Origin of the sequence: Achromobacter sp. JUb104, assembly GCF_024806975.1 — a bacterium.
Classification (GTDB): domain Bacteria; phylum Pseudomonadota; class Gammaproteobacteria; order Burkholderiales; family Burkholderiaceae_B; genus Achromobacter; species Achromobacter spanius.
Genome location: NZ_JANUEY010000003.1, coordinates 921,322 through 946,612, shown reverse-complemented (window position 1 = coordinate 946,612; position 25,291 = coordinate 921,322). Strand labels below are relative to the sequence as shown.

Below are 25,291 nucleotides of genomic sequence, written 5' to 3'. Positions count from 1 at the left end.
CGCGGAAAATCCTGGTTGCGCACCTTGATATTGTGAAATATGTGAGCGTCAGCGTGCCGCTGCGAGAAGCTCCGCGTCCAGGTCGGCAAGCCGTTGCGGGGTGCCGACGTCGGTCCATCGGCCATCATGATGCGCGCCGCGCGCCAGGTTCCGGCTCATTGCTTGCCGAAGCAAGGGCGCCAGGGGCGCCGCCGTGCCGCGCTGGACATCCGCGAACAACGAGGGATGGTAGACGCCGATGCCTGCATAGGTCAAACGCGGGTTGCCGTCGGCATGCAGGCCGCCGTCCGACGACAGCCGGAAATCGCCGTTCGGGTGCTGGACGGGGTTGTCGACCATCAGCAGCCAGGCGCCGCCGTCGGGCACTTCGGCCGCCAGGGCAGGGGCCAACGCGGGATTCCAGTCGCACCAGACGTCGCCGTTCATGACCAGGAACGGCGTGTCGCCCAGCAGGGGCAACGCCTGCGCGATGCCGCCGGCGGTTTCCAACGCGGTGGCTTCGGCGGAATAGCGAACCCGCACGCCAAACGCGCTGCCGTCGCCCAGCGCGCGTTCGATCTCGTGGCCGAGCCAGGCGTGGTTGATGACCACGTCCCGGAACCCCGCCGCGGCCAGCCGTTCCAGGTGCCAGACGATCAGGGGCTTGCCGCCCACCGCCAGCAAGGGCTTGGGCAGGTGGTCGGTCAAGGGGCGCATGCGTTCGCCGCGGCCCGCGGCAAGAATCATGGCCCGCATCAGAACGTGTACCCGACGCGGACCTGGCGGTCGTCCAGCTTGTCCAGCAGGCGCAGCAAGGGCGTGAAGACGCCGTAGCGCTGGGCCACCTGGCGCACGTAAGCGTTCATGCGCGGCATGTGCGCCAAGTAATGCGCCTTGCCGTCGCGGTGGTTCAGGCGAGCAAATACGCCCATGATGCGCAGGTTGCGCTGCAAGCCCATCCATTCATAGGCGCGGTGGAAATCAGCGAAGTCGGCATCGACGGGCAAGCCCGCGGCGCGCGCCATTTCCCAATAGCGGATCGCCCAGTCCAATTGCTGCGGTTCTTCCCAGGTGGTGCGCGCGTCGGTCACCAATGACGCCAGGTCATAGGTGATGGGGCCGGCCAGCGCGTCCTGGAAATCGATGACGCCCGGGTTGGGGCCGTATTGCGGCTGGTCGCAGACCATCAGGTTGGGGGAATGGAAGTCGCGGTGCACCAGCACTTGCGCCTGGCCGCCATTGCTGGCCGACAGCAGGGCGAAGATTTTTTCCAGCGCGTTGGCGGTCTTGTCGTCCAGCGTCACGCCATGGTGCTTCTCGACGTACCACTGGGGAAAGAGGGTGAGCTCGTCGGCCAGGCGGGGGGTGTCGTAGGTGGCCAGGCCGGTGGTGGCGGCTTGTTGCAGCCGGACCAGCGCGGCCAGCGCTTCGCGGTACATCGTTTGAAGCTGGCTGTCGGACAGGCCGGCCTGGATGCGCTGGTAGTAGGTCTGCTCGCCCAGGTCGGACAGCAGCAGCAGGCCTTGGTCAAGATCCTGTGCCAGCACCTTGGGCACGTTCAGGCCGGCATCGGCCAGCAACTGGCCCACGTGCAGAAAGGGACGGCAGTCTTCGTGGGCGGGGGGCGCGTCCATGACAATCAGGGTGCGCTCGCCGGCGTCCAGCCTGAAGTAGCGGCGGAAACTGGCGTCGGCGGAGGCCGGGCGCAGCGAGTCCACGGCCAGGTTCAAGGCGGCGGGCAGGCTATCCAGCCAGTTGCGGATCTGCGCCAGGCGGGGGTCGTGATCGTTTTTCAAGGATGATCCGTGTCAGAAGGGCAATATTGCTGAAATTTGCGTTCGGCGCACATAAGGCTGGGCGTATGGCGCGGCTTCTCTATAATACCGGCTCGATTCCACCAGCATCGGCGGTTCTTTGTCGTCGGTGCCAGGCATTTCCATCGTCAAAAAGGGCTGTTTTCACTCGTGCGCAAGGTTCGGTGGTTGATCCTCTCTGCTGTCAGCGTTGCCGCCGGAGCCGTCCAGGCTCAAGGTAGCCAAGGTTCGACTCCCGCTGCACCCTCGGCAAGCTCGGCAACCGCCACCCCCGCGGCTCCCGTGTTGCGCACGTCGCCCGGTTTGCGCATGCATCGCCTGCCGGACGACAGCATCCCCGCTTACATGGAAGCGGACAGCATCGAGGGCGATCCGGAGTCCGACCTGACCCTGAGCGGCAGCGCGCAAGTGCGCCGCATCGACGGGATCATCAAGGGCGACCGCATCAACTATCGCAAGGACACGGGCGAAGTCGACGTCCAGGGCAGCGCGCGCATGATGCGCGACGGCACCTTGGTGACCGGCCCGAACGCGAAGTTCAACGTCGACAAGTATTCAGGCGAAGTCGAACAGCCCAATTTCTGGATGGGCGCCACCGGCGGCTTTGCCGTGGCCGAACACGCCGACATCTTCAGCAAGTCACAGATGCGGCTGCATACGGTCACGTATAGCGGCTGCTCGTGCGAAACGCCGTCCTGGTACATCAAGGCCAAGACGGTCGATATCGACTTCGACGAAAACGAAGGCGTGGCGCGCAACGGCGTGCTGTATTTCAAGGACGTGCCGATCCTGGCGTCGCCCTACATGACCTTCCCGGTCAAGAAAGAGCGCAAGTCGGGCTTCCTGATGCCGACCTACGGCACCACCAGCCAGGGCGGCTTTGACTTTTCGCTGCCGTACTACCTGAACCTGGCCCCCAATTACGACCTGACCTTGCAGCCGCGCTATTTCTCCAAGCGCGGCATGCAGTTGGGCGGCGAATTCCGCTACCTGGGGTCGTCCTATGTGGGCACCATCGACGGCGCCTATCTGCCCAACGACAACGTCACCAGCGAAGACCGCTGGATGTACTGGTGGCGCCATCAGCAGACGTTTTCGCACGGCTTCTACGCCGACTGGGATCTTGCCAAGGTATCGGACGACGACTACTTCCGCGACATCTCGCAGTTGGGCCTGAACCAGGCGTCCACCACCTACCTGCCGCAGCGCGGCCGCGTGGGTTGGGCGTCCAACTACTGGAGCGCCTACGCCCAGGTCTACAAGTACCAGACGCTGCAGGATCCGGACGCGCCGCTGGTGCCGCCGTATGACAAGGAGCCCGAGCTCTACCTGCGTGGCGCACGCTACGACTGGGGCGGCTTCGATGTGGACTGGACCTCGACCGCCGTGCGTTTCCGCCGTCCTGATTTCGGCTCCACGGTGCGTTACCCCGACGGCGACCGCCTGCAGTCCTACCCGACGGTGTCCTACCCGATCGTGCGGCCGGGCTGGTTCATCATCCCGAAGGCGGGCGTGAATTACACCCAGTACCAGACCAAGTGGTATGGCGAGGACGCGCTCGGCCTGAACGGCGGGTCGGCCGACGGCCTGCCGCGCTCGCAATCGCGGACCGTGCCGATCATGTCGCTGGACGCGGGCTTGATTTTCGAACGCGACACGAGTCTGTTCGGCAAGGCCTCCACGCAAACGCTGGAACCGCGCCTGTACTACCTGCGCGTGCCGTATCGCGACCAGTCCAAGATGCCGGTCTACGACACGTCGCTGGCTGATTTCAGCTTCTCGCAGGCGTTTGAAGAAAACATCTACACCGGTGGTTGGGACCGTATTTCCAACGCCAACCAACTGACCGCCGCGCTGACCACGCGCTGGCTGGACGCCAACACCGGCTTCGAGCGCATGTCGCTGGCCGTGGCGCAGCGCCTGTACTTTGAAGACCAGGAGGTCACGCTGCCCGGCGAAACGCCGCGTGAAAACGTCCGTTCCGACTTCCTGGTGGGCGCCAGCGCGGCGCTGACCGACACGCTCAGCACGGATGTGGCGGCGCAGTACAACCCCTACGACAACCAGTGGTCGCGCGGCCTGGTCAGCGCCCGCTGGTCACCGCAGCGCCTGACCACGGTGGCGGTGTCGTATCGTTATCAGCGTGACCCGCAACCGGGTGTCCAATACCAGCCCCAGGGCCAGAACCAGGTCAGCCTGGCGGTCCAATGGCCGTTCAGCAAGCGCTGGTACGGTGTGGGCCGGGTGGACTATTCCTTGCGCTCCGGGCCGTCCAGCACGGTCGCCAATACGACGGAATCTCCCCGCGTGACGCAGGCCATCGCTGGTCTGGAGTACAAGGGTGATTGCTGCTGGGTGGGCCGCGTGGTCTACCAGCGCTATGCCGTATCGGCAACGGACGCCAACTCCGCAGTGTTCTTCCAGCTTGAGCTGAGCGGGCTGGGTTCCCTGGGAACCGACCCGATGAACCTGCTGAACAGAAGTATCCCCGGCTACACCAGCATTACACCGCCCGTGCCGGCTGGGACCACATTTGAAAGGTATGAATGATGCGTAGGTTGCACTCTTTGCGCCGCCTGTCCGGCAGTGCGCTGTTGTTGGCCCTTTGCGCCGGTCTGTCCGCCGCGCCCGTGGCCGCACAGACAGGCCGGGCCGCGAACAACGGCGCCAAGGCCGCGCCCGCCGCGCCGCAGGGCGAGCAGTTCGTGGACGGCATTGCCGCGGTGGTCGACAAGGACGTGATCACGCTGCGCGAACTGCGCGAGGCGTCGACCCGCATTTCGGCCGAACTGAAGGCGCGCGGCATCCAGGTGCCCGACGACCAGACGCTGCAGCATCAAGTGCTGCAACGCCTGATCATGGAGCGCGTGCAGCGCCATGAAGCCGATCGTCTGGGCATTCGCGTGGACGACGCGCAAGTCGATCAGGCCATCCAGACGATCTCCAGCCGCAACAAGATCAGCGTGGCGCAACTGCGCGCCGAAATCGAAAAGTCGGGCACGACCTGGGATAACTACCGCAAGTCGTTGCGCGACGAGATCCGCACGGACCGCCTGCGTCAACGCGCGGTGGATTCCACGATTGTCATCTCGGACAACGAAGTCGACGCTTTCCTGAGGGACCAGCGTCGCAACCCGGCGTTTGGCGCCGCGCCCCAGGCTCAGCCCCAACCGCAGGCGCAGCCCCAGCAGGCGCCCGAGCAAGCCGCGGCGCCTTCGGGCCCGATGCTTTATGCGCTGGCGCAGATTCTGGTGCGCGTGCCGGAAGGCTCGTCGCCCGAACAGTTGGCGGTGCTGCGCAAGAAGGCCGAAGACATCCTGGCGCGCGCCAAGCGTGGCGACGACTTCGCCAGCCTGGCGGCCGCTGCGTCTGACGGCCCGGAAGCGCTGCAAGGCGGCGTCATGGGCGTGCGTCCCCTGGACGGCTGGCCCGATCTGTTCGTCAAGGCCATCAGCGATCTGCAAAAGGGCCAGGTCAGCAACCTGATCCAGAGCGGCAACGGTTTCCACATCATCAAGGTGATGGACCGTGGCACGGCACAGCCGGCCCCGGGTCGCACCGCGCGCGCCCCGGCTCCCACGCCCGCGCCGCAGCCCGCCGCGCGTCCGCAAGCCGCCGCCGCGCAGCAAGGCCCCACCGAAGTGATGCAGACCCGCGCGCGTCACATCCTGATCAAGACGTCCACCGTCATGAGCGACGAAACCGCGCGCCAGCGCCTGGAACAGGTGCGTCAGCGCCTGGTGTCGGGCACCGCCAAGTTCGAAGACATGGCGCGCCAGTACTCGCAGGATTCCACCGCGCCGCAGGGCGGCGAGCTGGGTTGGCTGAACCCGGGTGAAACCGTGCCGCCGTTCGAAGCCGCCATGAACGCCCTGAAGCCGGGCGAGATCAGCCAGCCGGTTCAGTCGCCTTTCGGTTGGCACTTGATCCAGGTTGAAGAACGCCGCCAGCATGACGCCACCGACGACATGGCCCGCATGAAGGCGCGCCAGACCTTGTTCGAGCGCCGCGCTCAACCGGCTTTTGAAGATTGGCTTGAGCAGTTGCGCGCTCAGGCTTATATCGACAACCGGCTTGAAAAGCAGCAGAAGATCCAGCAGAACAACCGCTAAACGCATTACAGGCTTTTCATGTCTCAACACCAGGCGCGCAAGCGCTTCGGCCAGAACTTCCTGACCGACGAAAGCGTCGTCGAGTCCATCGTCCGGGCGGTTGCACCCGCCCGCGATGATGCCGTGGTCGAGATCGGCCCAGGTTTGTCTGCGCTTACCCGGCCGCTGCTCGAGCGTCTGGACCACCTCACCGCCGTTGAAATCGACCGCGACCTGGCCGCGCGCCTGCGCAAGCAGTTCGAGGCGTCCCGCCTGACCGTGGTCGAGGCCGACGCGCTGACGGTGGATTTTTCGCAGTTCGGCAGCGCGCTGCGTGTCGTGGGCAACCTGCCGTACAACATTTCCAGCCCGCTGCTGTTTCATCTGATGACTTGGGCCGACCACATCCGCGACCAGCATTTCATGCTGCAACGCGAAGTGATCGACCGCATGGTGGCGAAACCGGGTTCGGGTGATTTCAGCCGTCTGTCGGTGATGCTGCAATCGCGCTACCGCATGCACAAGCTGTTTGATGTGCCGCCCGAAGCCTTCGATCCCCCGCCCAAGGTGGTGTCCGCGATCGTGCGCATGGTGCCCTTGCCGGCAGACCGCCTGCAACCGGTCAGCGTCCGCGCCTTTGAAACGGTGGTGTCCCGCGCGTTCTCGCAGCGCCGCAAAATGCTGCGCCGGGTGCTGGCCGACTGGGCGCCGCAAGTCCCCTGGGAAGCCCTGGACATCGCCCCCACCGCCCGCGCCGAAGACATTTCGGTGGACCGCTACATCCGCCTGTCAGACGCATTGGTCCAGGCCGGCCTGCTCTCGTAGGATGGGTGCAGCGCGAAGATCACGTCAATATTGAGCAGACGCCCAACGCGCGGAACCCATCAGACGTAGGTGGAATTCAGGCGGAATCCGCCACATAGGCATCGCTGGATTTCGAACCGGGATCAGCCACACCGCCGACGCCGCCCGATGGGTTACGCGCGACCGGCGTCATTTCCCTTCTGCCCGCTTTCCCGCGCTTCACCCATCCTACGACCAACCACGACACGTTGCCATGTAGGATGGGTGCAGCGCGAAGATCACGTCAATAAAGAACAGACGCCAAACGCGCGGAACCCATCAAACGAAGGTGGAATTAAATCCGGATTCAGCCACATAGCCAACGCCGGACCAAGAAACGTTGCCATGTAGGATGGGTGCAGCGCGAAGATCGCGTCAATATTGAGCAGACGCCCAACGCGCGGAACCCATCAAACGAAGCCGGAATTAAATCCGGAGTCAGCCACATAGTCAGCGCCGGACCAAGAAACGTTGCCATGTAGGATGGGTGCAGCGCGAAGATCGCGTCAATATTGAGCAGACGCCCAACGCGCGAAACCCATCAGACGAAGGTGAAATTAAGGCGGAATCCGCCACATAGGCATCGCTGGATTTCGAACCGGGATCAGCCACACCGCCGACGCCGCCCGATGGGTTATGCGCGATCGGCGTCATTTCCCTTCTGCCCGCCTTCCCGCGCTTCATCGCTCACAGCATCCGTTTCTGCGCCGCCATCCATAGCTGCATGACGTCTCTGGCGCGCTCCGTCAGCAGTTTCTCTGCGTCCGCCAGCGCTTGCTGCAAGGTGATGGGGCCGGGGGCCAGGCTGAAGGCGGCGGTGATGCCGCCGGCGTGCAGCGCTTCGTAGCCGTCACCTAGCGACCCCGCCAACGCCACGACAGGCACGCCGGCTTGCTGCGCGATTTTGGCGACGCCGGCCGGGGTTTTTCCGCGCAAGGTTTGGGCGTCCATGCGGCCTTCGCCGGTGAACACCAACGTGGCGCCTTCGACGGCTTCAGCCAGGCGGCCCAATTCCGCCACGATTTCCACGCCTGGGCGAAAGTGCGCCTGCAGGAACGCCTTGGCGGCAAAGCCCAGGCCGCCCGCCGCGCCTGCGCCGGCTTCGTTGCGATGGTCCACGCCTAGATGCCGCGCGCAGACATCCGCGAAATTCGACAGCATCTGGTCCAACGCCAACACCTGTTCCGGCGTGGCGCCTTTTTGCGGCCCGAACACATGCGAGGCACCCTGCGGCCCGCACAGCGGGTTGTCCACATCCGAAGCGATATCGATACGGATCTTGGCCAGACGCGGGTCCATCCCGCGCGTGTCGATGCTGGCCAGTTTGCCCAGCGCGCCGCCGCCGGGTGGCAGGCTGTTGCCGGCGGCATCCATCAAGCGCACGCCCAGCGCCGTCAGCATGCCGGCGCCCGCGTCGTTGGTGGCCGACCCGCCCAGACCCAGAATGATGCGCGTGGCGCCCGCGTTGACGGCGGCCAGCATCAGCTCGCCCACGCCGTGGCTGCTGGCGCGCATCGGGTCTCGCTTGGATGGCGAGATCAGTTCAAGCCCCGCGGCCGCCGCCATTTCAATCACGGCGGTGCCGTCTTCCAACAAACCCCAGACGGCGTCGACCTTGTAGCCCAGCGCATCGTTCACCGTAAGCTGGCGCGCCTTCCCGCCGGTTGCGGCCAGTACGGCTTCAACCGTGCCTTCACCGCCGTCGGCCATGGGAATGCAGACAGTGTGGGCGCCGGGGCAGGCGGCTTTCACGCCGCGTGCAATGGCCGCCGCCGCGTCAGGCGCGGAAACGCTTTCTTTGAAAGAGTCGGGAGCAATGACGATTTTCACGGTGTCGGAGAGGCTGGTTATGGGTCGGAGTGCTGACCATGATACCCGTGCCGACGCAGGCGGCGTACCATAGCGCTTTCGTTGTTTTTGCGAGAGTGGACCGTCATGCCTGTATTGCGCCGCACCAAAATTGTTGCCACCCTGGGGCCTTCGACGTCGACGCCCGAACGCATTGAAGCGTTGATCCGCGCGGGCCTGGATGTGGCCCGTTTGAACTTCTCGCATGGCAGCGCGGACGACCATCGCGCCCGCGCACAGTTGGTGCGCGACATCGCTGCCCAGCAAGGCCGCTTCGTCGCCATCATGGGCGATCTGCAAGGCCCGAAGATCCGCATCGCGCGTTTCACCGACAAGCTGGTGCAGTTGCAAGTCGGCCAGCCGTTCACGCTGTCGCGCGTGCATCCGAAGGATGCCGGCACCGCCAGCATCGTCGGCATCGACTACCCCGAACTGGTCACCGATTGCCGCGTGGGCGACGAGCTCTTGCTGGACGACGGCCGCGTCGTGCTGGTGGTGGACCGCGTTGAAGGCGACGAAGTCCACACCACGGTGACGGTGGGCGGCCCCTTGTCGAACAACAAGGGCATCAACCGCCGTGGCGGCGGTTTGTCCGCACCCAGCCTGACCGACAAGGATCGCGTCGACATCAAGCTGGCCGCTGAGATGGAACTGGATTACGTGGCGGTGTCGTTCCCGCGCTATGGCAGCGACATCGACGAAGCCCGTGCCTTGCTGGCCGAAGCCGGCAGCCAGGCCTGGATCATCGCCAAGATCGAACGCGCCGAGGCCGTGGCCGATGACGAAGCGCTGGACTCGCTCATCCGCGCCAGCGATGGCGTGATGGTGGCGCGCGGCGACCTGGGCGTGGAAGTGGGCGACGCGGAATTGGTGGGTATTCAGAAGCGCATCATTCAGCACGCGCGCACGCTGAACAAGGTGGTCATCACCGCGACGCAGATGATGGAATCCATGATTTCCAGCCCCATGCCGACCCGCGCCGAAGTGTCGGACGTGGCCAACGCGGTGCTGGACTACACCGACGCCGTGATGCTGTCGGCGGAAAGCGCGTCGGGCCAGTATCCCGTTGAAACCGTGCAAGCCATGGCGCGCGTTTGTCTGGGTGCCGAAAAGCACCCCACGTCCACCGTGTCGCACCACCGCATGGGCGAAACCTTCACGCGCTGCGATGAAACCATCGCGCTGGCGGCCATGTACGCGGCCAACCACTTTCCCGGCGTGAAGGCCATCATCGCGTTGACCGAAAGCGGGCACACCCCGCTGATCATGTCGCGCATCCGTTCGGGCGTGCCGATCTACTGCTACAGCCCGCACAGCCTGACGCAGAATCGCGTGGCGATGTTCCGTGGCGTCTACACCATTCCGTTCGCGCCGTCGGACTACGAACCGGCCGAGCTCAGCGAGGCCGCCATTGAAGAACTGCGCAAGCGCAACCTGGTGAAGACGGGCGACTGGGTCATTCTGACCAAGGGCGATTTCTACCGCGACAGCGGCGGCACCAACGGCATGAAGATCCTGATGGTGGATTGACGCAAGGGCCAGGGCGGGGCACGTCCCGCCCCGCAGGCCCTTAGCCGAAGAACCAGTAGCACACGCCGATGGCGGCCATCACGCCGGCCGCATCGGCCACCAGCGCGCAACCCACCGCGTGGCGCGCGCGCAAAATTCCCACCGACCCGAAGTACACCGCCAGCACGTAGAAGGTGGTTTCCGTGCTGCCCTGCATCACGGCCGCCAGCAGCGCGGGAAAGCTGTCCACGCCGTAGTGCGTCATGGTCTCAAGCATCATCGCGCGGGCCGCGCTGCCCGAGAACGGCTTGACCAGCGCGGTGGGCAGGGCGTCAACGAATCGCGTGTCCCAGCCGGCCCGCAGCGTCATCCAGCGGATACCGTCCAGCAGAAAATCCAGCGCGCCCGATGCGCGCAGCACGCCCACGGCGCACAGCATGGCCACCAGATACGGCAGCAGGCTCTTGGCGATGTCGAAGCCTTCCTTGGCGCCGTCGATGAACGCTTCATAGACCGGCACCTTTTTCCACGCGCCCACGACCAGAAACGCCAGCAGGATGCCGAACAGCGCCAGGTTGCCCATGAGCGAGGACAGCGACGCAATCGCCGCCGCCGACATGCTGGCCAACAGCGCCATGAAGCCGCCCAACACCAGCGCCGCGCCGCCCAGCCAAAGCATTACGATGGGGTCGGTCAAGCGCAGGCGCTGGCACGCGGCCACGGCCAGGAAGCCGGCCAGCGTCGACGCGCTGGTCGCCAGCAGAATGGGCAGGAACACCAGGGTGGGATCGGCCGCGCCCTGTTGCGCGCGGAACATGAACAAGGTGACGGGCAGCAGCGTCAGCGACGACGCATTCAGCACCAGAAACAGAATCTGCGCGTTGCTGGCGGTTTCCGGCGTGGGGTTCAGCGATTGCAGTTCGCGCATGGCGCGCAGGCCGATCGGCGTGGCGGCGTTGTCCAGCCCCAGGCCGTTGGCGGCGAAGTTCAGCGTGATCAGGCCGACTGCCGGATGGTTGCGCGGCACCTCGGGCATCAAGCGCGCAAACAGCGGCCCCAAGAGGTGCGCCAATTTTTCCACCAAGCCGGCGCGTTCGGCAATGCGCAGGAAGCCCAGCCACAGCGTCAACGTGCCGAACAACAGCACCATGACTTCCACCGACACACGCGCCATGTCGAACAGGCTGGCCACCATCAGGCGGAAGACGTCGGGGTCTCCAATGGCCAGCCAGCGGTAGAGCGCGGCGGCGGCGGCGGTCAGGAAGAAGCCCAGCCAGAGTTTGTTCAGCATGCGTGGCGATGCCCGGATAGCGGTTGATTGCGCACCAGCGCGGGGACGCTCATTGTCGCAGAGTCAGCCCTTGCGAGCTTGGCCGCGCGCTGTCAATTCTGGTACTTTGCACCGACACGCCCTAGGGCCATAACAGTGAGGGACACTCATGGACTTCAATGCCTGGCGCCGTCGCCGCATCACGGAACCCGCGTATCGCTGGGCGCGCAACGCCTTGCCGCCCATGTCGGCAACCGAGCGCGAGGCCATCGAGGCCGGAGACTCGTGGTGGGACGCCGACCTGTTCACCGGCAACCCCGATTGGCAGAAGCTGCTGGACGTGCCCGTCGCCACGCTCACCCCGCAGGAACAGGCGTTCATCGATGGCCCCGTGGCGCAGCTGTGCGCCATGCTGGACGAATGGGACATCACCTGGAACCGGCGTGACCTGCCCCCGCGCGTGTGGGACTTCCTGAAAGCGCAACGCTTTTTCGGCATGATCATTCCGCGCCGCTACGGTGGCCTGGGTTTTTCCCCCTATGCGCATTCCGAAGTGGTGCGGCGCATTTCCGCCTATTCGATCACGGCGGGCGTCACGGTCATGGTGCCCAATTCATTGGGGCCGGGCGAATTGCTGATGCAGTTCGGCACGCCCGCGCAGCGCGATTACTGGTTGCCGCGCCTGGCCGACGGCCGCGAAGTGCCGTGCTTTGGCCTGACCAGCCCCGAAGCGGGCTCAGATGCCGCGTCCATGGTGGATACCGGCGTGGTGTGCCGCCAGGTGGTGGACGGCCGTGAACTCATTGGCATCCGTCTTAATTGGCACAAGCGCTACATCACCCTGGGGCCGGTGGCCACGGTGCTGGGGCTGGCGTTCAAGATGTCGGACCCCGATGGCATTCTGGGTGGCCCCAAGGACATCGGAATTTCGGTGGCGCTGGTGCCCACCGAGGCGCCGGGCGTGGAGATCGGGCGGCGCCATCTGCCGGCGATGCAGGTGTTTCAGAACGGCCCCAACCAAGGCCGCGACGTGTTCGTGCCCCTGGATGCGCTGATCGGCGGCGAGGCGCGTGCCGGCCAGGGCTGGCAGATGCTGATGAGCGCGTTGGCGGCGGGGCGCGGCATTTCGCTGCCGTCGCTGTCGGCCGCGGCGGCCGTCATGTGCGCGCACACCACGGGCATGTACGCCCGGGTGCGCGAGCAGTTCGGCATTCCCATCGGCAAGTTCGAAGGCGTACAGGAACAACTGGCCCGCCTGGCGGGCAACGCCTATCTGGTTGAAGCCGCGCGGCGCCTGACCTGCGCCGCGCTGAACCAGGACGTGAAGCCCGCCGTCGTGTCGGGCATCATGAAATACCACGCCACCGAACGCATGCGCGAATCCGTGAACGCCGCGATGGACGTACACGCCGGACGTGCCGTCATGGACGGGCCCAGCAACTACCTGGGCGCGCTGTATCGCGCGGTACCCATTGCGATCACGGTCGAAGGCGCCAACATCCTGACGCGCAACCTGATCATCTTCGGGCAGGGCGCCATCCGCGCGCATCCGTACCTGATGCCGGAAATGATGGCCCTGGCCAACCCCGACGAGGAGCGCGGCATCGAGGTCTTTCACGATGTCTTCTGGCGCCACTTGCGGCACGCCGGCAAGAACGCGCTGCGCGCCATCGGCCGCGCGTGGACGGGCGGCTTGCTGGCACCATCGCCGGTGTCCGGCCCCACGGCGGGCCACTATCGGCGGCTGGGGCGCTATGCATCGGGCTTCGCCTTGCTGGCCGACGCCACTTTGGCGCAGTTGGGCGGCGGGCTGAAGCGGCGCGAGATGATCTCGGCGCGCCTGGGCGACGTGCTGTCGCAGCTCTACCTGCTGTCGGCGGTGCTCAAGCGCTGGGAAGACGAAGGCCGCAAGCACGACGACCTGCCGCTGGTGCATTGGTGCATGGCGCAGGGTTACGCCAGCATCGAAAAAAGCCTGGATGAAGTGCTGCGCAATCTGCCGGGGCGGGTGATGGCCTGGGGCTTGCGCGCCGCCATCCTGCCGCTGCGCCTGGCGCGGGGCCCGGATGACGCCTTGACGCGCGCCTGCGCCGAGCTTCTGTTGAAGCCGTCGCCCACGCATGCGCGGCTGGCGGCGGACTTGCAACGGGAACCCAGTAGCGGCACCGGGCCGGAGGCCGGCGTGCTGTTGGGCGGTGGCCGCGCGGGAAGCGACCCCCTGGCGGACCTGACCCGCGCGTTTGCGCTGGTGGAGTCCGTGCAGCCCCTGCGCGACCGTCTGCGCCAGTCGAACGTGCGCAATTGGCGCGAGGCGCATCAGCGTGGCGCCGTCACCGATGCGCAGGCCGCGCAGTTGGAAGCGGCCGAGGCCTTGGTGTTGAAGGTCTTGCAGGTGGATGATTTTGCGCCGGAAGCGCTGTCGCCGCAGGCGGCACGCACACCCGATGCGGCCGCCGGGGCACATCCCGAAGCGAATCCCGAGGCTAAGCCCGAAGCAAATTCGGAAGCGAAGCCCAAGGCGAACCCGGACCCCGAACCGGATGCTTAATCGTCCGCGTTCGGGTCCATGCCGGGGAACAGGATTTCCGTGAAGCCGAACTTCGAGAAATCCTGGATGCGCGACGGGTACAGGCGGCCGATCAGGTGGTCGCATTCATGCTGCACCACGCGGGCGTGGAAGCCTTCGGCTTCGCGCTCGATCAACTGGCCGTAGGGGTCGCGGCCGCTATAGCGGATGTGGCGATAGCGCGGCACCAGCCCGCGCAGGCCGGGCACCGACAGGCAGCCTTCCCAGCCGTCTTGCATCTCGTCCGACAGCGGCGTGATGACCGGGTTGCACAGGATGGTCTGCGGCACGGGCGGCGCGTCCGGGTAGCGCTCGTTACGCTCAAAGCCGAAGATCACCACTTGCAGGTCCACGCCGATCTGTGGCGCGGCCAGCCCCACGCCCTGCGCGGCCGCCATGGTTTCAAACATGTCGTCGATCAGGGCGTGCAGTTCGGGCGTATCGAAGCGCTCCACCGGCGGGGCCACGCGCAAGAGGCGCGGGTCGCCCATTTTCAGGATGGGGTGGATCATGGCGGGCTTTCCTGCTTAGTCCTGACGGCCTTTCTTCTGGATGAACTCGATCTTGTAGCCGTCCGGGTCTTCCACGAACGCGATCACGGTCTTGCCGTGCTTCATCGGGCCGGCTTCGCGGGTCACCTTGCCGCCGCGTTCCTTGACCTTGTCACAGGCTTCATAGGCGTTGTCGACTTCCAGCGCGATGTGGCCGTAGCCGTTGCCCAGGTCGTACTTGTCGGTGTCCCAGTTGTGGGTCAGTTCAATGACCGCGCCTTCGGACTCGTCCTGATAGCCCACGAAGGCCAGCGTGAACTTGCCGTCCGGGTAGTCGTTGCGGCGCAGGACGCGCATGCCGAGCACGTTGGTGTAGAAATCGATGGACTTGTCGAGGTTGCCGACTCGCAGCATGGTGTGGAGCATACGCATGGAAATCTTCCTTAAAGCGATGAGGGGTTGGGGAAAGAACCAGGAGGGCGCCGGTGCTTTTCCGAATAAAGCGTCTTAGAACTGAGGCAGCGAAGCCGGGTCGTGACGCCGCAGGATGTTCTTGGCGTCTTCGAAGTCGGGCAGGATCTGGCCCACTTCACGCCAGAAGTCCTGGCTGTGGTTCATCTCGCGCAGATGCGCGAGTTCATGCGCGATAACGTAATCAATGATGCCGGGCGCGAAATGAATCAGGCGCCAGTTCAGCATGATGTTGCCGTCGCTGGTGCAGGAGCCCCAGCGCGTGGCCGCCGACGACAGCCGCCAGCGGCGGATCTTCAGGCCGCTGATCTGCAAAAAATGCGCCAGCCGCGCGCCGAACCAGGCGCCGGCGCGCTGCTGCAACCAGGCTTGCGCCGCATCGCGGATACGGCTTTGATCGGCCGCGGACGGCAGCGCCAGCAACAGGGTGTCGCCGTCTTGCGGTGCGTCGGCATCGCCGGACAACCGGGACTGGCGGCTGTCGCCACCCACGCCAAGCACGATGCGCTTGCCCAGGTAAGGCAGTTCGCCACCGGCCTGCCAGCGCGTGTGCGCGATGGCCAGTTGCTGCTTGCGGGCATGCCATTCGCGCAGCTTGGTGAGGATCCAGCGGGCTTTCTCGCGCACCGCGTCGTCAATCTGTGTCAGCGTGACCCAACTGGGCGCCGTCACCCGCAGGCCGTCGTCGGTAATGACAAAACCAATGCTGCGCCGACGAGAGCGCAGCAGCACGAAACCAATCGGCTGCTGTTCGGTGGGCACTTCACGCCAGCGCGCGCCGGGCGGCAGCGGATCCGGACAGGGCGTGGGCACGCGCGACGAGGCATTGGGCGACGGCGTCAGCAGCGGCTCGCCCTTGGGCGTGTCGGCCGTGGCGGCGTCGGGAAACAAGTTGGTGGGGGTGACGGGCTGCGGGCTGTCCGCCTGGGAGGCGGGCTCGGGCCGCGCGGCAGGCGGCTTCGGCGTGGCGATCAGCGGCGACGCGCCCTGGAGCGCGATCAGTGGCGACGCGCCTTGGGGCGCGTCGTGGTCTTGTACGTCGAACAGGAGTTCGAGCTGATCAGTGCTAGGCATACCTTTCGGGGTTGAGACGCCGCATTTCCCCTTCGATCCAGTCCTGAACCTTCTGGTTCAGTTCGTCGGGGGAGAGTCCTTTGGATTCTATCGCGGGACCGATCGACAGGGTAACCATGCCGGGGTATTTGACGAAAGCATTGCGCCGCCAGCACTCGCCGGCGTTATGCGCCACGGGAATGACGACCGCGCCGGTGCGCGACGCCAGCAGCGCCCCGCCCATCTTGAAGCGCGCCGTCTTGCCCGGCGGCACGCGCGTGCCTTCGGGAAACAGCAGCGGCCAGCGGCCTTCGTCCATGCGCGTCTGGCCTTGCTTGACCACCTGCTCGAAAGCATCACGGCCCTTGGAGCGGTCAATGGCAATCATGCGCAGCAGCGCCAGGCCCCAGCCGAAGAACGGCACCATGTGCAGTTCTTTCTTGTAGACGAAGCACACCTCGCGCGGCATGTGCGCCGGGAAGAACAGGGTTTCCCAGGCCGATTGGTGCTTGGACAGGATCACCGCCGGGCCCTCGGGCAGGTTTTCCCAGCCCTTGACCTGCCAGCGGATGCCACAGAACACCTTGGCGCCCCAGATGGCCAGGCGCGGCCAGCCCGCCGTCAGCTTGTACCGCAAGTGCAGCGGCAGCGGCGCCCACAGGATGCAGAGGAAAGCGTAGGGGATGACCGTGACGGCCAGGAACAGGAAATACAGCAGCGAACGTAGGCGGGCCATTGAATCAATTGTCCTGAAGCAGAATGTCGACCACGGCCGACAGGTCTTCGCACACGCGTGTGTTCTCGGGCAGGCCGCCCTTGGCCAGCGTCTTCTTGCCATTACCGGTTTGCACCAGCCACGGCGCGCAACCCACGGCAGACGACGCCTGCAGGTCGCGCAGCGAATCGCCCACCGCCGGCACGCCGGCCAGGTTGATGTCGTAGCGGTGTCCGATCTGTTCAAACAGGCCGGGACGCGGCTTGCGGCAGGTGCAGTTGTCATCCGGCCCGTGCGGGCACAGGAACACCGCGTCGACCGCGCCGCCCACGGCGGCCAGTTCACGCCGCATCTTGGTGTGGATGGCGGTCAGGGTGTCCATGTCGAACAGGCCGCGCGCCAGGCCGGACTGGTTGGTGGCAACCACCACCTTCCAGTCGGCCTGCGTCAGCCGGGCAATGGCTTGCAGGCTGCCGGGCAGGGCAATCCATTCGTCGGGATTCTTGACGAACGCATCGCTGTCCAGATTGATGACGCCGTCGCGGTCTAGGATGATGAGTTTCACTGTGCCAGCCTGGAAATGTCGGCCACCTGGTTCATCAGGCCATGCAACTGGCTCAACAACGCCAGGCGGTTGGCGCGCACGGCCGGGTCTTCGGCCATGACCATGACGTCGGCAAAGAAGGCGTCCACCGGTTCGCGGGCTTGCGCCAGCGTGGACAGGCTGCCGGCAAAGTCGCCCGCGGCCAATTGGGCTTCGGCTTGCGGGCGCAGCTGGGCGACGGTGGCGGCCAGCGCTTTTTCCGCGGGTTCGACCAGGGCGGCCTCGTTCACCGCGCCGATCTCGCCTTCGGCCTTCTTCAGCAGGTTGCCGATGCGCTTGTTGGCGGCGGCCAGGCTGGCGGCTTCGGGCAGTTGCGCAAACGCAGCGGCGGCGCGCACGCGCTCGGCCACCTGATGCAGCGGCGGCGTCAGCGCAATCACGGCTTCCACCGCGTTGCGGTCGAAGTCGTTGATGAGCTGGTTGCGGTAGCGCTCGTAGATGAAGGTGCGGACTTCAGCCAGCGTGTCGGCGGGGATCTTGCCGGCGGGGAACGTGCCCGCAGCCAGTTCCAGCAGGCCGTTGAGCGACAGCGGGCCGTCCTGGCTGACCTTCAGCCAGCCACCGGCCGCCAATTGTTCAAACGCGCTGATCAGGCCAAGCGCCGCGCGGCGCAGGCCGAAGGGGTCGCGTTCGCCCGTGGGCGCCAAGCCGATGGCCCAGATGCCGACCAGCGTTTCCACGCGCTCGGCGATGAACAGCGTGGCGGCGGTCAGGGTGTCTTGCGTGACGGGGGCGTCGTAGCGGTTGCGGTACTGCGTGCGCAGCGCCTCGACGACGCTGGCCGGTTCGCCGTCACCCGCTGCGTAGTAGGCGCCCATGATGCCTTGCAGCTCGGGGAATTCGCCCACCATGTTCGAGCCCAGGTCGGCTTTGGCCAGCATGGCGGCGCGGTCGGCGGCGCTAACGTCGCCGCCCAGTTGCTCGGCCACGCCACGCGCGATGGCGCGCACGCGCTCGACACGCTCAAGCTGGGTGCCCAGCTTGTTGTGATAAACGATGGAACCCAGTTGTTCCACGCGCGAGGCCAGCGGCGTTTTGCGGTCGGTTTCGAAGAAGAACTGCGCATCCGCCAGGCGCGGGCGCACCACGCGCTGGTTGCCTTCGACGATGTTCACCGGCTTGTCCGTGTGCATGTTGCTCACGATCAGGAAGCGGTGCGTCAGGCGGCCGGTGGCTGGGTCGAACAGCGGGAAGTACTTCTGGTTCAAGCGCATGGTCAGGATCAGGCATTCCTGCGGCACTTGCAGGAACTGCTCTTCAAACTGACCCACATAGACGGTGGGGTGTTCGACCAGCGCCGTTACTTCGTCCAGCAGCGCGGCCACTTCCGGGTCGTCGCCCAGCGTGGCCGACAGGCGGCCGGCATGGTCCAGCAATTGGCGCTGGATGTCGTCGCGGCGACCTTCGAAGGATGCCACGACGCGGCCCTTCTCAGCCAGCGTGGCGGCGTAGGAATCGGCGTCGGTGAACGATACCGGGCCCGCGCACATGAAGCGGTGGCCCAGAGTGTCGCGGCCGGCCTGCATGCCCAGCGCGGATACCGGCACCACGTCGGCGCCGAACAGCGCAACCAGGCCGTGCGCCGGGCGCACGAACTTGACGGTGGTGACGCCGTCGGCCAATTGGTAACGCATGACCTTGGGGATCGGCAGGCTGTTCAGCGCTGTGTCGATGCCTTCCTGCAAGCCGGCGGCCAGCGACGAACCGGGGGCGGTACCGCGAGCCACCAGGTAGTCTTGTTTGCCGTCGGATTCGCGCTCCAGCGTGGCCAGGTCGATATTTTCCAGGCCCTTGGCGGCCAGCTTCTTTTGCAGCGCCGGCGTGGCCTTGCCGTCTTCGGTCAGGCCGATCTTGGCGGGCATCAGCTTTTCGGCATAGGGCTGGTCGGGCGCCTGCGCCAGCACGGCGGACAGGTGCACGGCCAGGCGGCGCGGCGTGGAATATGCGGTGACCGCGCAGCCTTCGGCCAGCAGGCCGTGGCGCTCCAGCGTGGCGCGCACGCCTTCGGCAAAGGCCTGGCCCAGCTTTTGCAGGGCCTTGGGCGGGAGTTCTTCGGTCAGCAGTTCGACCAGCAGCGGGCGGATGTTCGTCGTCATTTATGCAGCCTCCCCGGCGGCCTGATTGCGGCGCAGCATGGGAAAGCCCAGTCGTTCGCGGGAATCGAAATAAGCCTGCGCGACGGCGCGCGACAGGTCGCGGATGCGGCCGATGTAGGCGGCGCGCTCGGTCACGCTGATGGCGCCACGCGCGTCCAGCATGTTGAAGGTGTGCGCGGCTTTCAGCGCGGCCTCGTAGGCCGGCAGCGCCAGCGGCACGTCCATCAGGCGCTTGGCTTCGGCTTCGTAGTCGTTGAAGTGCGCAAACAACATGTCGGCCGACGAGTGCTCGAAGTTGTAGGTCGATTGTTCGACCTCGTTCTGGTGGAACACGTCGCGGTACAGCACGCGGTTGCCGTTGGCGCCTTCGGTCCAGACCAGGTCGTACACGCTTTGCACGTCCTGCAGGTACATGGCCAGGCGTTCCAGGCCGTAGGTGATTTCACCCGTGGTCGGCGTGCAATCCAGGCCGCCGACTTGCTGGAAGTAGGTGAACTGCGTGACTTCCATGCCATTCAGCCAGACTTCCCAGCCCAGGCCCCAGGCGCCCAGCGTGGGGTTTTCCCAGTCGTCCTCGACAAAGCGGATGTCGTGCTGGGTGGGGTCGATGCCCAGCGCCTTCAGCGAACCGATGTACAGGTCCAGGATGTCGGGCGGCGCGGGCTTGAGCACCACCTGGTACTGGTAGTAGTGCTGCAGGCGATTGGGGTTTTCGCCGTAGCGGCCATCCTTGGGGCGACGCGACGGCTGCACGTAGGCAGCGCGCCACGGCTCGGGGCCGATCGCGCGCAGGAACGTGGCCGTGTGCGAGGTGCCGGCGCCGACTTCCATGTCGTAGGGTTGCAGCAGGGCGCAACCCTGCTTGTCCCAGTATTCCTGGAGCGTAAGGATGATTTGCTGAAAGGTGAGCATAGGATTCTTGGAATTCGGCCGCCGGGCAAGGCCTGCCGTGGGCGTGGGAAACCGGGCATTTTAACTGGCCCGGGGCCGTCCCGTTTGGCGGGCGCCGCTGGGCGGTTACATCTATGCCCGGACGGCATCCCCCAGGCGGGCCGAGTGTGCCCCTGGCGGACGCTCAGGAAGCCGCCCGGCTGCGCCTGGAAACCAATGGTCGTATGATTCCGGGTTACGTCCCAAGTCTTATATAAAACCCGGAACCCGATTCCGAGAAATCCCGGAAGGAGCAGTCCTATGTCAGACCTGATCACGGTGGAAGTTACCGACGGCATCCAGATCATCACGATCAACCGCCCCGAAGCCAAGAACGCCATCAACCTGGAAACCGCCCAGGCCATGGCCGCCGCGCTGGACCAACTGGACAGCCGCGACGACATCCGCATCGGCATCCTGACGGGTGGCGGCGGCACGTTCTCGTCGGGCATGGACTTGAAGGCATTCGCCAAATCCGGGCAGCGCCCCTATGTTGAAGGCCGTGGTTTCGCCGGCCTGAACGAACGCCCGCCCAAGAAGCCGCTGATCGCCGCCGTGGAAGGCTACGCGCTGGCCGGTGGCTGCGAAATGGCCTTGGCTTCCGACCTGATCGTGGCCGCCAACAACGCCAAGTTCGGCCTGCCGGAAGTCAAGCGCGGCCTGGTGGCCGGCGCCGGCGGCATGCTGCGCCTGCCGCGCCGCCTGCCGTACCACATCGCCATGGAAGTGATCCTGACGGGCGAAATGCTGACCGCCGAACGCGCGCATTCGTTTGGGCTGGTCAACCGCCTGACCGAACCGGGCGGCGCGCTGGCCGGTGCGTTGGAACTGGCGCGCGCCATCGTCGAAAACGGCCCGCTGGCCGTGCAGACCGCCAAGAGCATCGTGTCGCAGGCCGTTGATTGGGAACAGGAAGGCATGTTCGACCGCCAACGCCCGTTGATCGCCCATATCTTTTCGTCGGCCGACGCGAAGGAAGGCGCGACCGCTTTCGCCGAAAAGCGCAAGCCGGTCTGGCAAGGTAAATAATCGGTATCCCCGGCCGCTGCCCAAGGCGGCCGGGCAGCAATAACGATCTGTGCTCACTTGTGGTTGGCTTCACCCGCCAACCACGTTTTCAATATCCAGTTTTCATCTAGACCCGCAAATCGCCATGTCCGTCATCATTAAAGAAGAAGACTTCATCCAGTCGATAGCCGATGGCATCCAGTTCATCAGCTACTACCACCCCGTCGACTACATCCGCCATCTGGCGCGCGCCTATGAGCGCGAGGAAAGCCCCGCCGCGCGTGACGCGATGGCGCAGATCCTGACCAATTCCCGCATGTGCGCCGAAGGCAAGCGTCCGCTGTGCCAGGACACCGGCATCGTCAACGTCTTCCTGAAGATCGGCATGAGCGTGCGCTTTGATACCAAGCGCACCTTGCAGGAACTGTGTGACGAAGGCGTGCGCCGTGGCTACCTGAACCCGGACAATCCGCTGCGCGCTTCCGTGCTGGACGACCCGCTGTTCGCGCGCAAGAACACGCGCGACAACACGCCCTGTATCCTGCACGTCGAGCTTGTCCAGGGTGACAAGGTCGACGTGCAAATCGCTTCCAAGGGCGGCGGTTCGGAAAACAAATCCAAGTTCGCCATGCTGAACCCCAGCGATTCGCTGGTGGACTGGGTGCTGAAAACCGTCCCGACGATGGGCGCCGGCTGGTGCCCGCCGGGCATGCTCGGCATCGGCGTCGGCGGCACCGCTGAAAAAGCCATGCTGATGGCCAAGCAGTCGTTGATGGAAGACATCGACATGTACGAGCTGCTGGCCCGTGGCCCGCAGAACAAGCTGGAAGAGCTGCGTATCGAGCTGTACGAAAAGGTCAACGCGCTGGGTATCGGCGCGCAGGGCCTGGGCGGCCTGACGACCGTGCTGGACGTCAAGATCAGCACCTTCCCGACGCACGCGGCTTCCAAGCCGGTTGCGATGATCCCGAACTGCGCCGCCACGCGCCACGCGCACTTTGAACTGGACGGCTCGGGCCCCGCGCGCCTGGATCCGCCGTCGCTGTCGGAATGGCCGGAAGTGCACTGGGCGCCGGACTACAACAAGTCCAAGCAGGTGGACCTGAACACGCTGACCAAGGAAGAAGTGGCCAGCTGGAAGCCGGGCCAGACGCTGCTGCTGTCGGGCAAGATGCTGACCGGCCGCGACGCCGCGCACAAGCGCATCCAGGACATGCTGGCCAAGGGCGAGCCGCTGCCCGTGGACTTCACCAACCGCGTGATCTATTACGTGGGCCCGGTGGATCCGGTGGGCGACGAAGTGGTCGGCCCCGCCGGCCCCACCACCGCCACCCGCATGGACAAGTTCACCGACATGATGCTGGAGAAGACGGGCCTGATCTCGATGATCGGCAAGTCCGAACGCGGCCCGGTCGCGATTGAAGCCATCAAGAAGCACGGCTCGGCGTATCTGATGGCGGTGGGCGGCGCGGCGTACCTGGTGTCCAAGGCCATTCGTGGCGCCAAGGTGCTGGGCTTTGCCGACCTGGGCATGGAAGCCATCTACGAATTCGACGTGAAGGACATGCCGGTAACCGTGGCGGTAGACGCCAAGGGCACCTCGGTCCACACGACGGGTCCGAAGGAATGGCAAGCCAAGATCGGGAAGATTCCGGTCGCGGTTGCGTAAACGGTGGTTTTGGTGGGTGGGTATGACCCACCCATTTTTAATTCGGCGACGGACGCGCACGCCCATCGTAGGATGGGTGAAGCGCGCACGGACGCGGAAAAGAACGCTGATGTTTAACGCGCGGAACCCATCATGCAACGGCGGTGCTGTGGCTGATTTGGTTAAGGACCCGGCGCTGCTTGATGGGTTTCGCGCGATCGGCTTTGGGGTTCTTGCCCTGGGCCTGTCGCGCTTCACCCATCCTACCTTCCATCTGCCGATTTTTTTAATTCGGCGATGGCGGCGGGGGATTTGTTCAATACCTCGCGCAGCACTTCTTCCGTGTGCTCGCCCAATAGCGGCGGGGCGCGGCGGTAGACCACTGGCGAATCCGAAAATCTTAACGGACTCGCCGTGACGGGTGCCGTGCCACCCAAGGGATGCGGCAAATCGCGGCGCAACTGTCTGGCTTCGGCTTGTGGATGCGCGAAGGCCTGTGCGATGTTGTTGATCGGGCCGCACGGTACCCCCACCGCTTCCAGCTTCGCAATCCAATCGTCGCGGCGGCCTTCCTGCATGATCGCCGTCAGGATTCCGATCAATTCCTCGCGGTTCGTGACGCGCAAGCGGTTGGTGGCAAAGCGCGGGTCGTCGCCCAGCTCCGGCACGCCGATGGCGCGGCAATACGCCCGATATTGCGATTCATTGCCCGTGGCCACGATCAGATGGCCGTCGCTGGCCGCGAACACCTGATAAGGCACCACGTTCTGATGCGCGTTACCCGCGCGCGTGGGCGCCACGCCGGAATTGAAGTAGTTGGAATTCTGGTTCGCCAGCAACGCCACATGGCTATCCAGCAGGGCGATGTCCAGATGCTGCCCCAAGCCGCTACGATGCCGTTCCTGCAACGCCGCCAGAATCGCGACCGTAGCGTACATGCCCGTGACGATATCCGTCACCGCCACGCCCGCCTTCTGCGGGCCGCCGCCGGGCAGGTCATCACGTTCACCGGTGATGCTCATCAGCCCGCCCATGCCCTGGATCATGAAGTCATACCCAGGGCGCTGCGCAAAGGGTCCGTCCTGCCCAAAGCCCGTCACCGAGCAATAGATCAGGCGTGGGTTGATGGCCTTCAGGCTGTCGTAGTCCAGCCCGTATTTCTTCAGCCCGCCCACCTTGAAGTTCTCGACCAGGATGTCGCTGACAGCCGCCAACTCGCGGATCAGCGCCGCGCCCGCGGGCGTGGCCATGTCGGCTTCCACCGAACGCTTGTTGCGATTCGTGCTCAGGTAGTAGGCGGATTCACTCGTGTCCTGGCCGTTCGCATCCTTCAGGTACGGCGGCCCCCAGGCGCGCGTGTCGTCGCCCACGCCCGGGCGTTCGATCTTGATGACGTCGGCACCCAAATCAGCCAGGTTCTGCGTGCACCAGGGGCCGGCCAGTATGCGCGACAAGTCCAATACTCGGATGCCGTCCAGCGCGGGCGGCCGCGTCATGCTTGCACCGTCGCGGTACCGTGGCTCATCACCACCACGTTGCGTTCACGCGAGCGCGCCAGGAACTGGATCTGCCCGTCCGGCTGTCGCCAGATATCGCATTGCAGCGTTTCGCCGGGATACACCGGCGCCGAAAAGCGCGTGTTCAAGCTGGTCAGCCGCGAGGCGTCGTAGTCGCAGCAGCTTTTCACGATGGCGTGCGCGGCCACGCCGTACGAGCACAGCCCGTGCAGAATGGGCCGCGGATACCCCGCCTGGCGCGCTACCTCGGGGTCCACATGCAACGGATTGGGATCGGCGTTCAGCCGATACAACAGCGCGGCATTGGGCGCGATGCGCAGTTCGCAGCGCAGGTCCGGCTCACCATCGGGCGTGGCGGGCAGGGGCTCGGGGCTGGCATCGCCCTGGCCGAAGCCGCCGTCGCCCCGGCAGAACGTACTTTGCCGCAAGGTGGCCAGGCAGGCGCCGTCTTCGCCATGCAGCGTGCGCTCGTTGATGACGATGGCGCCCTTGTCCGCGCCCTTGTCGATCACATGCGTGTTGCGGGTGCGGCTGACGACCATGCCCGACGCCGGCAAGGGCGCGTGCACGGTGAGCCGCTGCTCGCCATGCACCACCTTCACCCAGTCGATGCCGGTGCGCGGGTCGCGCACCCAGAAGCCGGGGTAGGCCAGCACCACGCCCATCGTGGGAAACGCCTGCAAGCCCTCTTCGTACACGTAGCGCAACTGGCGGGTGTCCTCGGGGTCTTGGCCCAGCCCGATGCCCAGCGCGTACAGCATGGTGTCTTTCTGGTCGTAGCGCTGACGGACCTCGTCAAAGCGCCAGTCTTTCACGGTGGCGTAATCCAGCGGCATGG

At 65.4% G+C, this 25,291-nt stretch carries 20 protein-coding genes; 7 read left to right on the top strand and 13 right to left on the bottom strand.

The genetic code is table 11. The features are described from left to right. Nucleotides 1-48 precede the first annotated feature (48 nt). Together murU and M2361_RS24765 are read right to left on the bottom strand one after the other, a co-directional pair. Nucleotides 49-735, bottom strand: a complete 687-nt coding sequence (gene murU / locus M2361_RS24770) for an N-acetylmuramate alpha-1-phosphate uridylyltransferase MurU (protein ID WP_259252447.1) — start codon at nucleotides 733-735, stop codon at nucleotides 49-51. Beyond that, complete coding sequence (locus M2361_RS24765; RefSeq protein WP_259252446.1) at nucleotides 735-1,775, bottom strand: aminoglycoside phosphotransferase family protein; 1,041 nt, start codon at nucleotides 1,773-1,775, stop codon at nucleotides 735-737. The genes murU and M2361_RS24765 overlap by 1 nt, the downstream gene beginning before the upstream one ends. Before the next feature lie 168 nt (nucleotides 1,776-1,943). On the opposite strand from M2361_RS24765, the gene M2361_RS24760 reads away from it, so the two are divergent. From M2361_RS24760 to rsmA, 3 genes are read left to right on the top strand one after another with little or no spacing between them, the layout of a single operon-like run. Beyond that, nucleotides 1,944-4,343 (top strand): LPS-assembly protein LptD, encoded by a 2,400-nt coding sequence (locus tag M2361_RS24760; RefSeq protein WP_259252445.1) that lies wholly within the window; start codon nucleotides 1,944-1,946, stop codon nucleotides 4,341-4,343. Further along, nucleotides 4,340-5,905 carry a peptidylprolyl isomerase gene (locus M2361_RS24755; protein ID WP_259252444.1) on the top strand — a complete coding sequence of 522 codons (1,566 nt, stop codon included), beginning with the start codon at nucleotides 4,340-4,342 and terminating at the stop codon, nucleotides 5,903-5,905. Before M2361_RS24760 ends, M2361_RS24755 begins: the two co-directional genes overlap by 4 nt. A gap of 18 nt (nucleotides 5,906-5,923) precedes the next feature. Next, the gene (gene rsmA / locus M2361_RS24750) at nucleotides 5,924-6,709 is read left to right on the top strand and encodes a 16S rRNA (adenine(1518)-N(6)/adenine(1519)-N(6))-dimethyltransferase RsmA (protein ID WP_259252443.1); all 786 of its coding nucleotides are present in this window, start codon (nucleotides 5,924-5,926) and stop codon (nucleotides 6,707-6,709) included. Between the two features lie 705 nt (nucleotides 6,710-7,414). On the opposite strand, the gene M2361_RS24745 is transcribed toward rsmA, so the two are convergent. Further along, nucleotides 7,415-8,557: a glycerate kinase gene (locus tag M2361_RS24745; protein ID WP_259252442.1), complete on the bottom strand. Its 1,143-nt coding sequence runs from the start codon at nucleotides 8,555-8,557 to the stop codon at nucleotides 7,415-7,417. Nucleotides 8,558-8,662: 105 nt separating this feature from the next. Between M2361_RS24745 and pyk the strand changes: the two genes are divergently transcribed. Further along, nucleotides 8,663-10,105, top strand: coding sequence for a pyruvate kinase (gene pyk / locus M2361_RS24740; protein WP_259252441.1), 1,443 nt, complete (start codon nucleotides 8,663-8,665; stop codon nucleotides 10,103-10,105). A gap of 40 nt (nucleotides 10,106-10,145) precedes the next feature. Here pyk and M2361_RS24735 read toward each other — a convergent pair whose 3' ends face one another. Next, a complete protein-coding gene (locus tag M2361_RS24735) occupies nucleotides 10,146-11,375 on the bottom strand; it encodes a nucleoside recognition domain-containing protein (protein WP_259252440.1) in 1,230 nt (409 codons plus the stop codon). A gap of 148 nt (nucleotides 11,376-11,523) precedes the next feature. On the opposite strand from M2361_RS24735, the gene M2361_RS24730 reads away from it, so the two are divergent. Then, on the top strand, nucleotides 11,524-13,902 hold the full coding sequence (locus tag M2361_RS24730) for an acyl-CoA dehydrogenase (RefSeq protein WP_259252439.1): 2,379 nt from the start codon (nucleotides 11,524-11,526) through the stop codon (nucleotides 13,900-13,902). On the opposite strand, the gene def is transcribed toward M2361_RS24730, so the two are convergent. From def to glyQ, 7 genes are all read right to left on the bottom strand, one after another. Beyond that, nucleotides 13,899-14,432 (bottom strand): peptide deformylase, encoded by a 534-nt coding sequence (def, locus tag M2361_RS24725; RefSeq protein ID WP_259252438.1) that lies wholly within the window; start codon nucleotides 14,430-14,432, stop codon nucleotides 13,899-13,901. The genes M2361_RS24730 and def overlap by 4 nt on opposite strands. A 15-nt stretch (nucleotides 14,433-14,447) precedes the next feature. Next, entirely contained in the window at nucleotides 14,448-14,843 is a 396-nt protein-coding gene (gene gloA / locus M2361_RS24720) for a lactoylglutathione lyase (protein WP_006217551.1), read from the bottom strand. Between the two features lie 75 nt (nucleotides 14,844-14,918). Beyond that, the gene (locus tag M2361_RS24715) at nucleotides 14,919-15,956 is read right to left on the bottom strand and encodes a M48 family metallopeptidase (RefSeq protein ID WP_259252437.1); all 1,038 of its coding nucleotides are present in this window, start codon (nucleotides 15,954-15,956) and stop codon (nucleotides 14,919-14,921) included. Then, nucleotides 15,949-16,671 (bottom strand): 1-acyl-sn-glycerol-3-phosphate acyltransferase, encoded by a 723-nt coding sequence (locus M2361_RS24710; RefSeq protein WP_259252436.1) that lies wholly within the window; start codon nucleotides 16,669-16,671, stop codon nucleotides 15,949-15,951. The genes M2361_RS24715 and M2361_RS24710 overlap by 8 nt, the downstream gene beginning before the upstream one ends. A gap of 4 nt (nucleotides 16,672-16,675) precedes the next feature. Beyond that, entirely contained in the window at nucleotides 16,676-17,215 is a 540-nt protein-coding gene (gmhB, locus tag M2361_RS24705) for a D-glycero-beta-D-manno-heptose 1,7-bisphosphate 7-phosphatase (RefSeq protein WP_259252435.1), read from the bottom strand. Then, nucleotides 17,212-19,350 (bottom strand): glycine--tRNA ligase subunit beta, encoded by a 2,139-nt coding sequence (gene glyS / locus M2361_RS24700; protein WP_259252434.1) that lies wholly within the window; start codon nucleotides 19,348-19,350, stop codon nucleotides 17,212-17,214. The genes gmhB and glyS overlap by 4 nt, the downstream gene beginning before the upstream one ends. After that, nucleotides 19,351-20,262 carry a glycine--tRNA ligase subunit alpha gene (gene glyQ, locus M2361_RS24695; RefSeq protein WP_259252433.1) on the bottom strand — a complete coding sequence of 304 codons (912 nt, stop codon included), beginning with the start codon at nucleotides 20,260-20,262 and terminating at the stop codon, nucleotides 19,351-19,353. Between the two features lie 279 nt (nucleotides 20,263-20,541). Between glyQ and M2361_RS24690 the strand changes: the two genes are divergently transcribed. Beyond that, complete coding sequence (locus M2361_RS24690) at nucleotides 20,542-21,309, top strand: crotonase/enoyl-CoA hydratase family protein (RefSeq protein WP_127183572.1); 768 nt, start codon at nucleotides 20,542-20,544, stop codon at nucleotides 21,307-21,309. A gap of 124 nt (nucleotides 21,310-21,433) precedes the next feature. Continuing rightward, nucleotides 21,434-22,957 (top strand): fumarate hydratase, encoded by a 1,524-nt coding sequence (locus M2361_RS24685; protein WP_050447499.1) that lies wholly within the window; start codon nucleotides 21,434-21,436, stop codon nucleotides 22,955-22,957. Nucleotides 22,958-23,199: 242 nt separating this feature from the next. Here the strand turns inward: M2361_RS24685 and M2361_RS24680 are convergent, their stop codons facing one another. Together M2361_RS24680 and M2361_RS24675 are read right to left on the bottom strand one after the other, a co-directional pair. Continuing rightward, nucleotides 23,200-24,432, bottom strand: coding sequence for a CaiB/BaiF CoA-transferase family protein (locus M2361_RS24680; protein ID WP_100853025.1), 1,233 nt, complete (start codon nucleotides 24,430-24,432; stop codon nucleotides 23,200-23,202). Next, nucleotides 24,429-25,289 (bottom strand): MaoC/PaaZ C-terminal domain-containing protein, encoded by an 861-nt coding sequence (locus M2361_RS24675; RefSeq protein ID WP_259252432.1) that lies wholly within the window; start codon nucleotides 25,287-25,289, stop codon nucleotides 24,429-24,431. The genes M2361_RS24680 and M2361_RS24675 overlap by 4 nt, the downstream gene beginning before the upstream one ends. Between the last annotated feature and the right edge of the window lie 2 nt (nucleotides 25,290-25,291).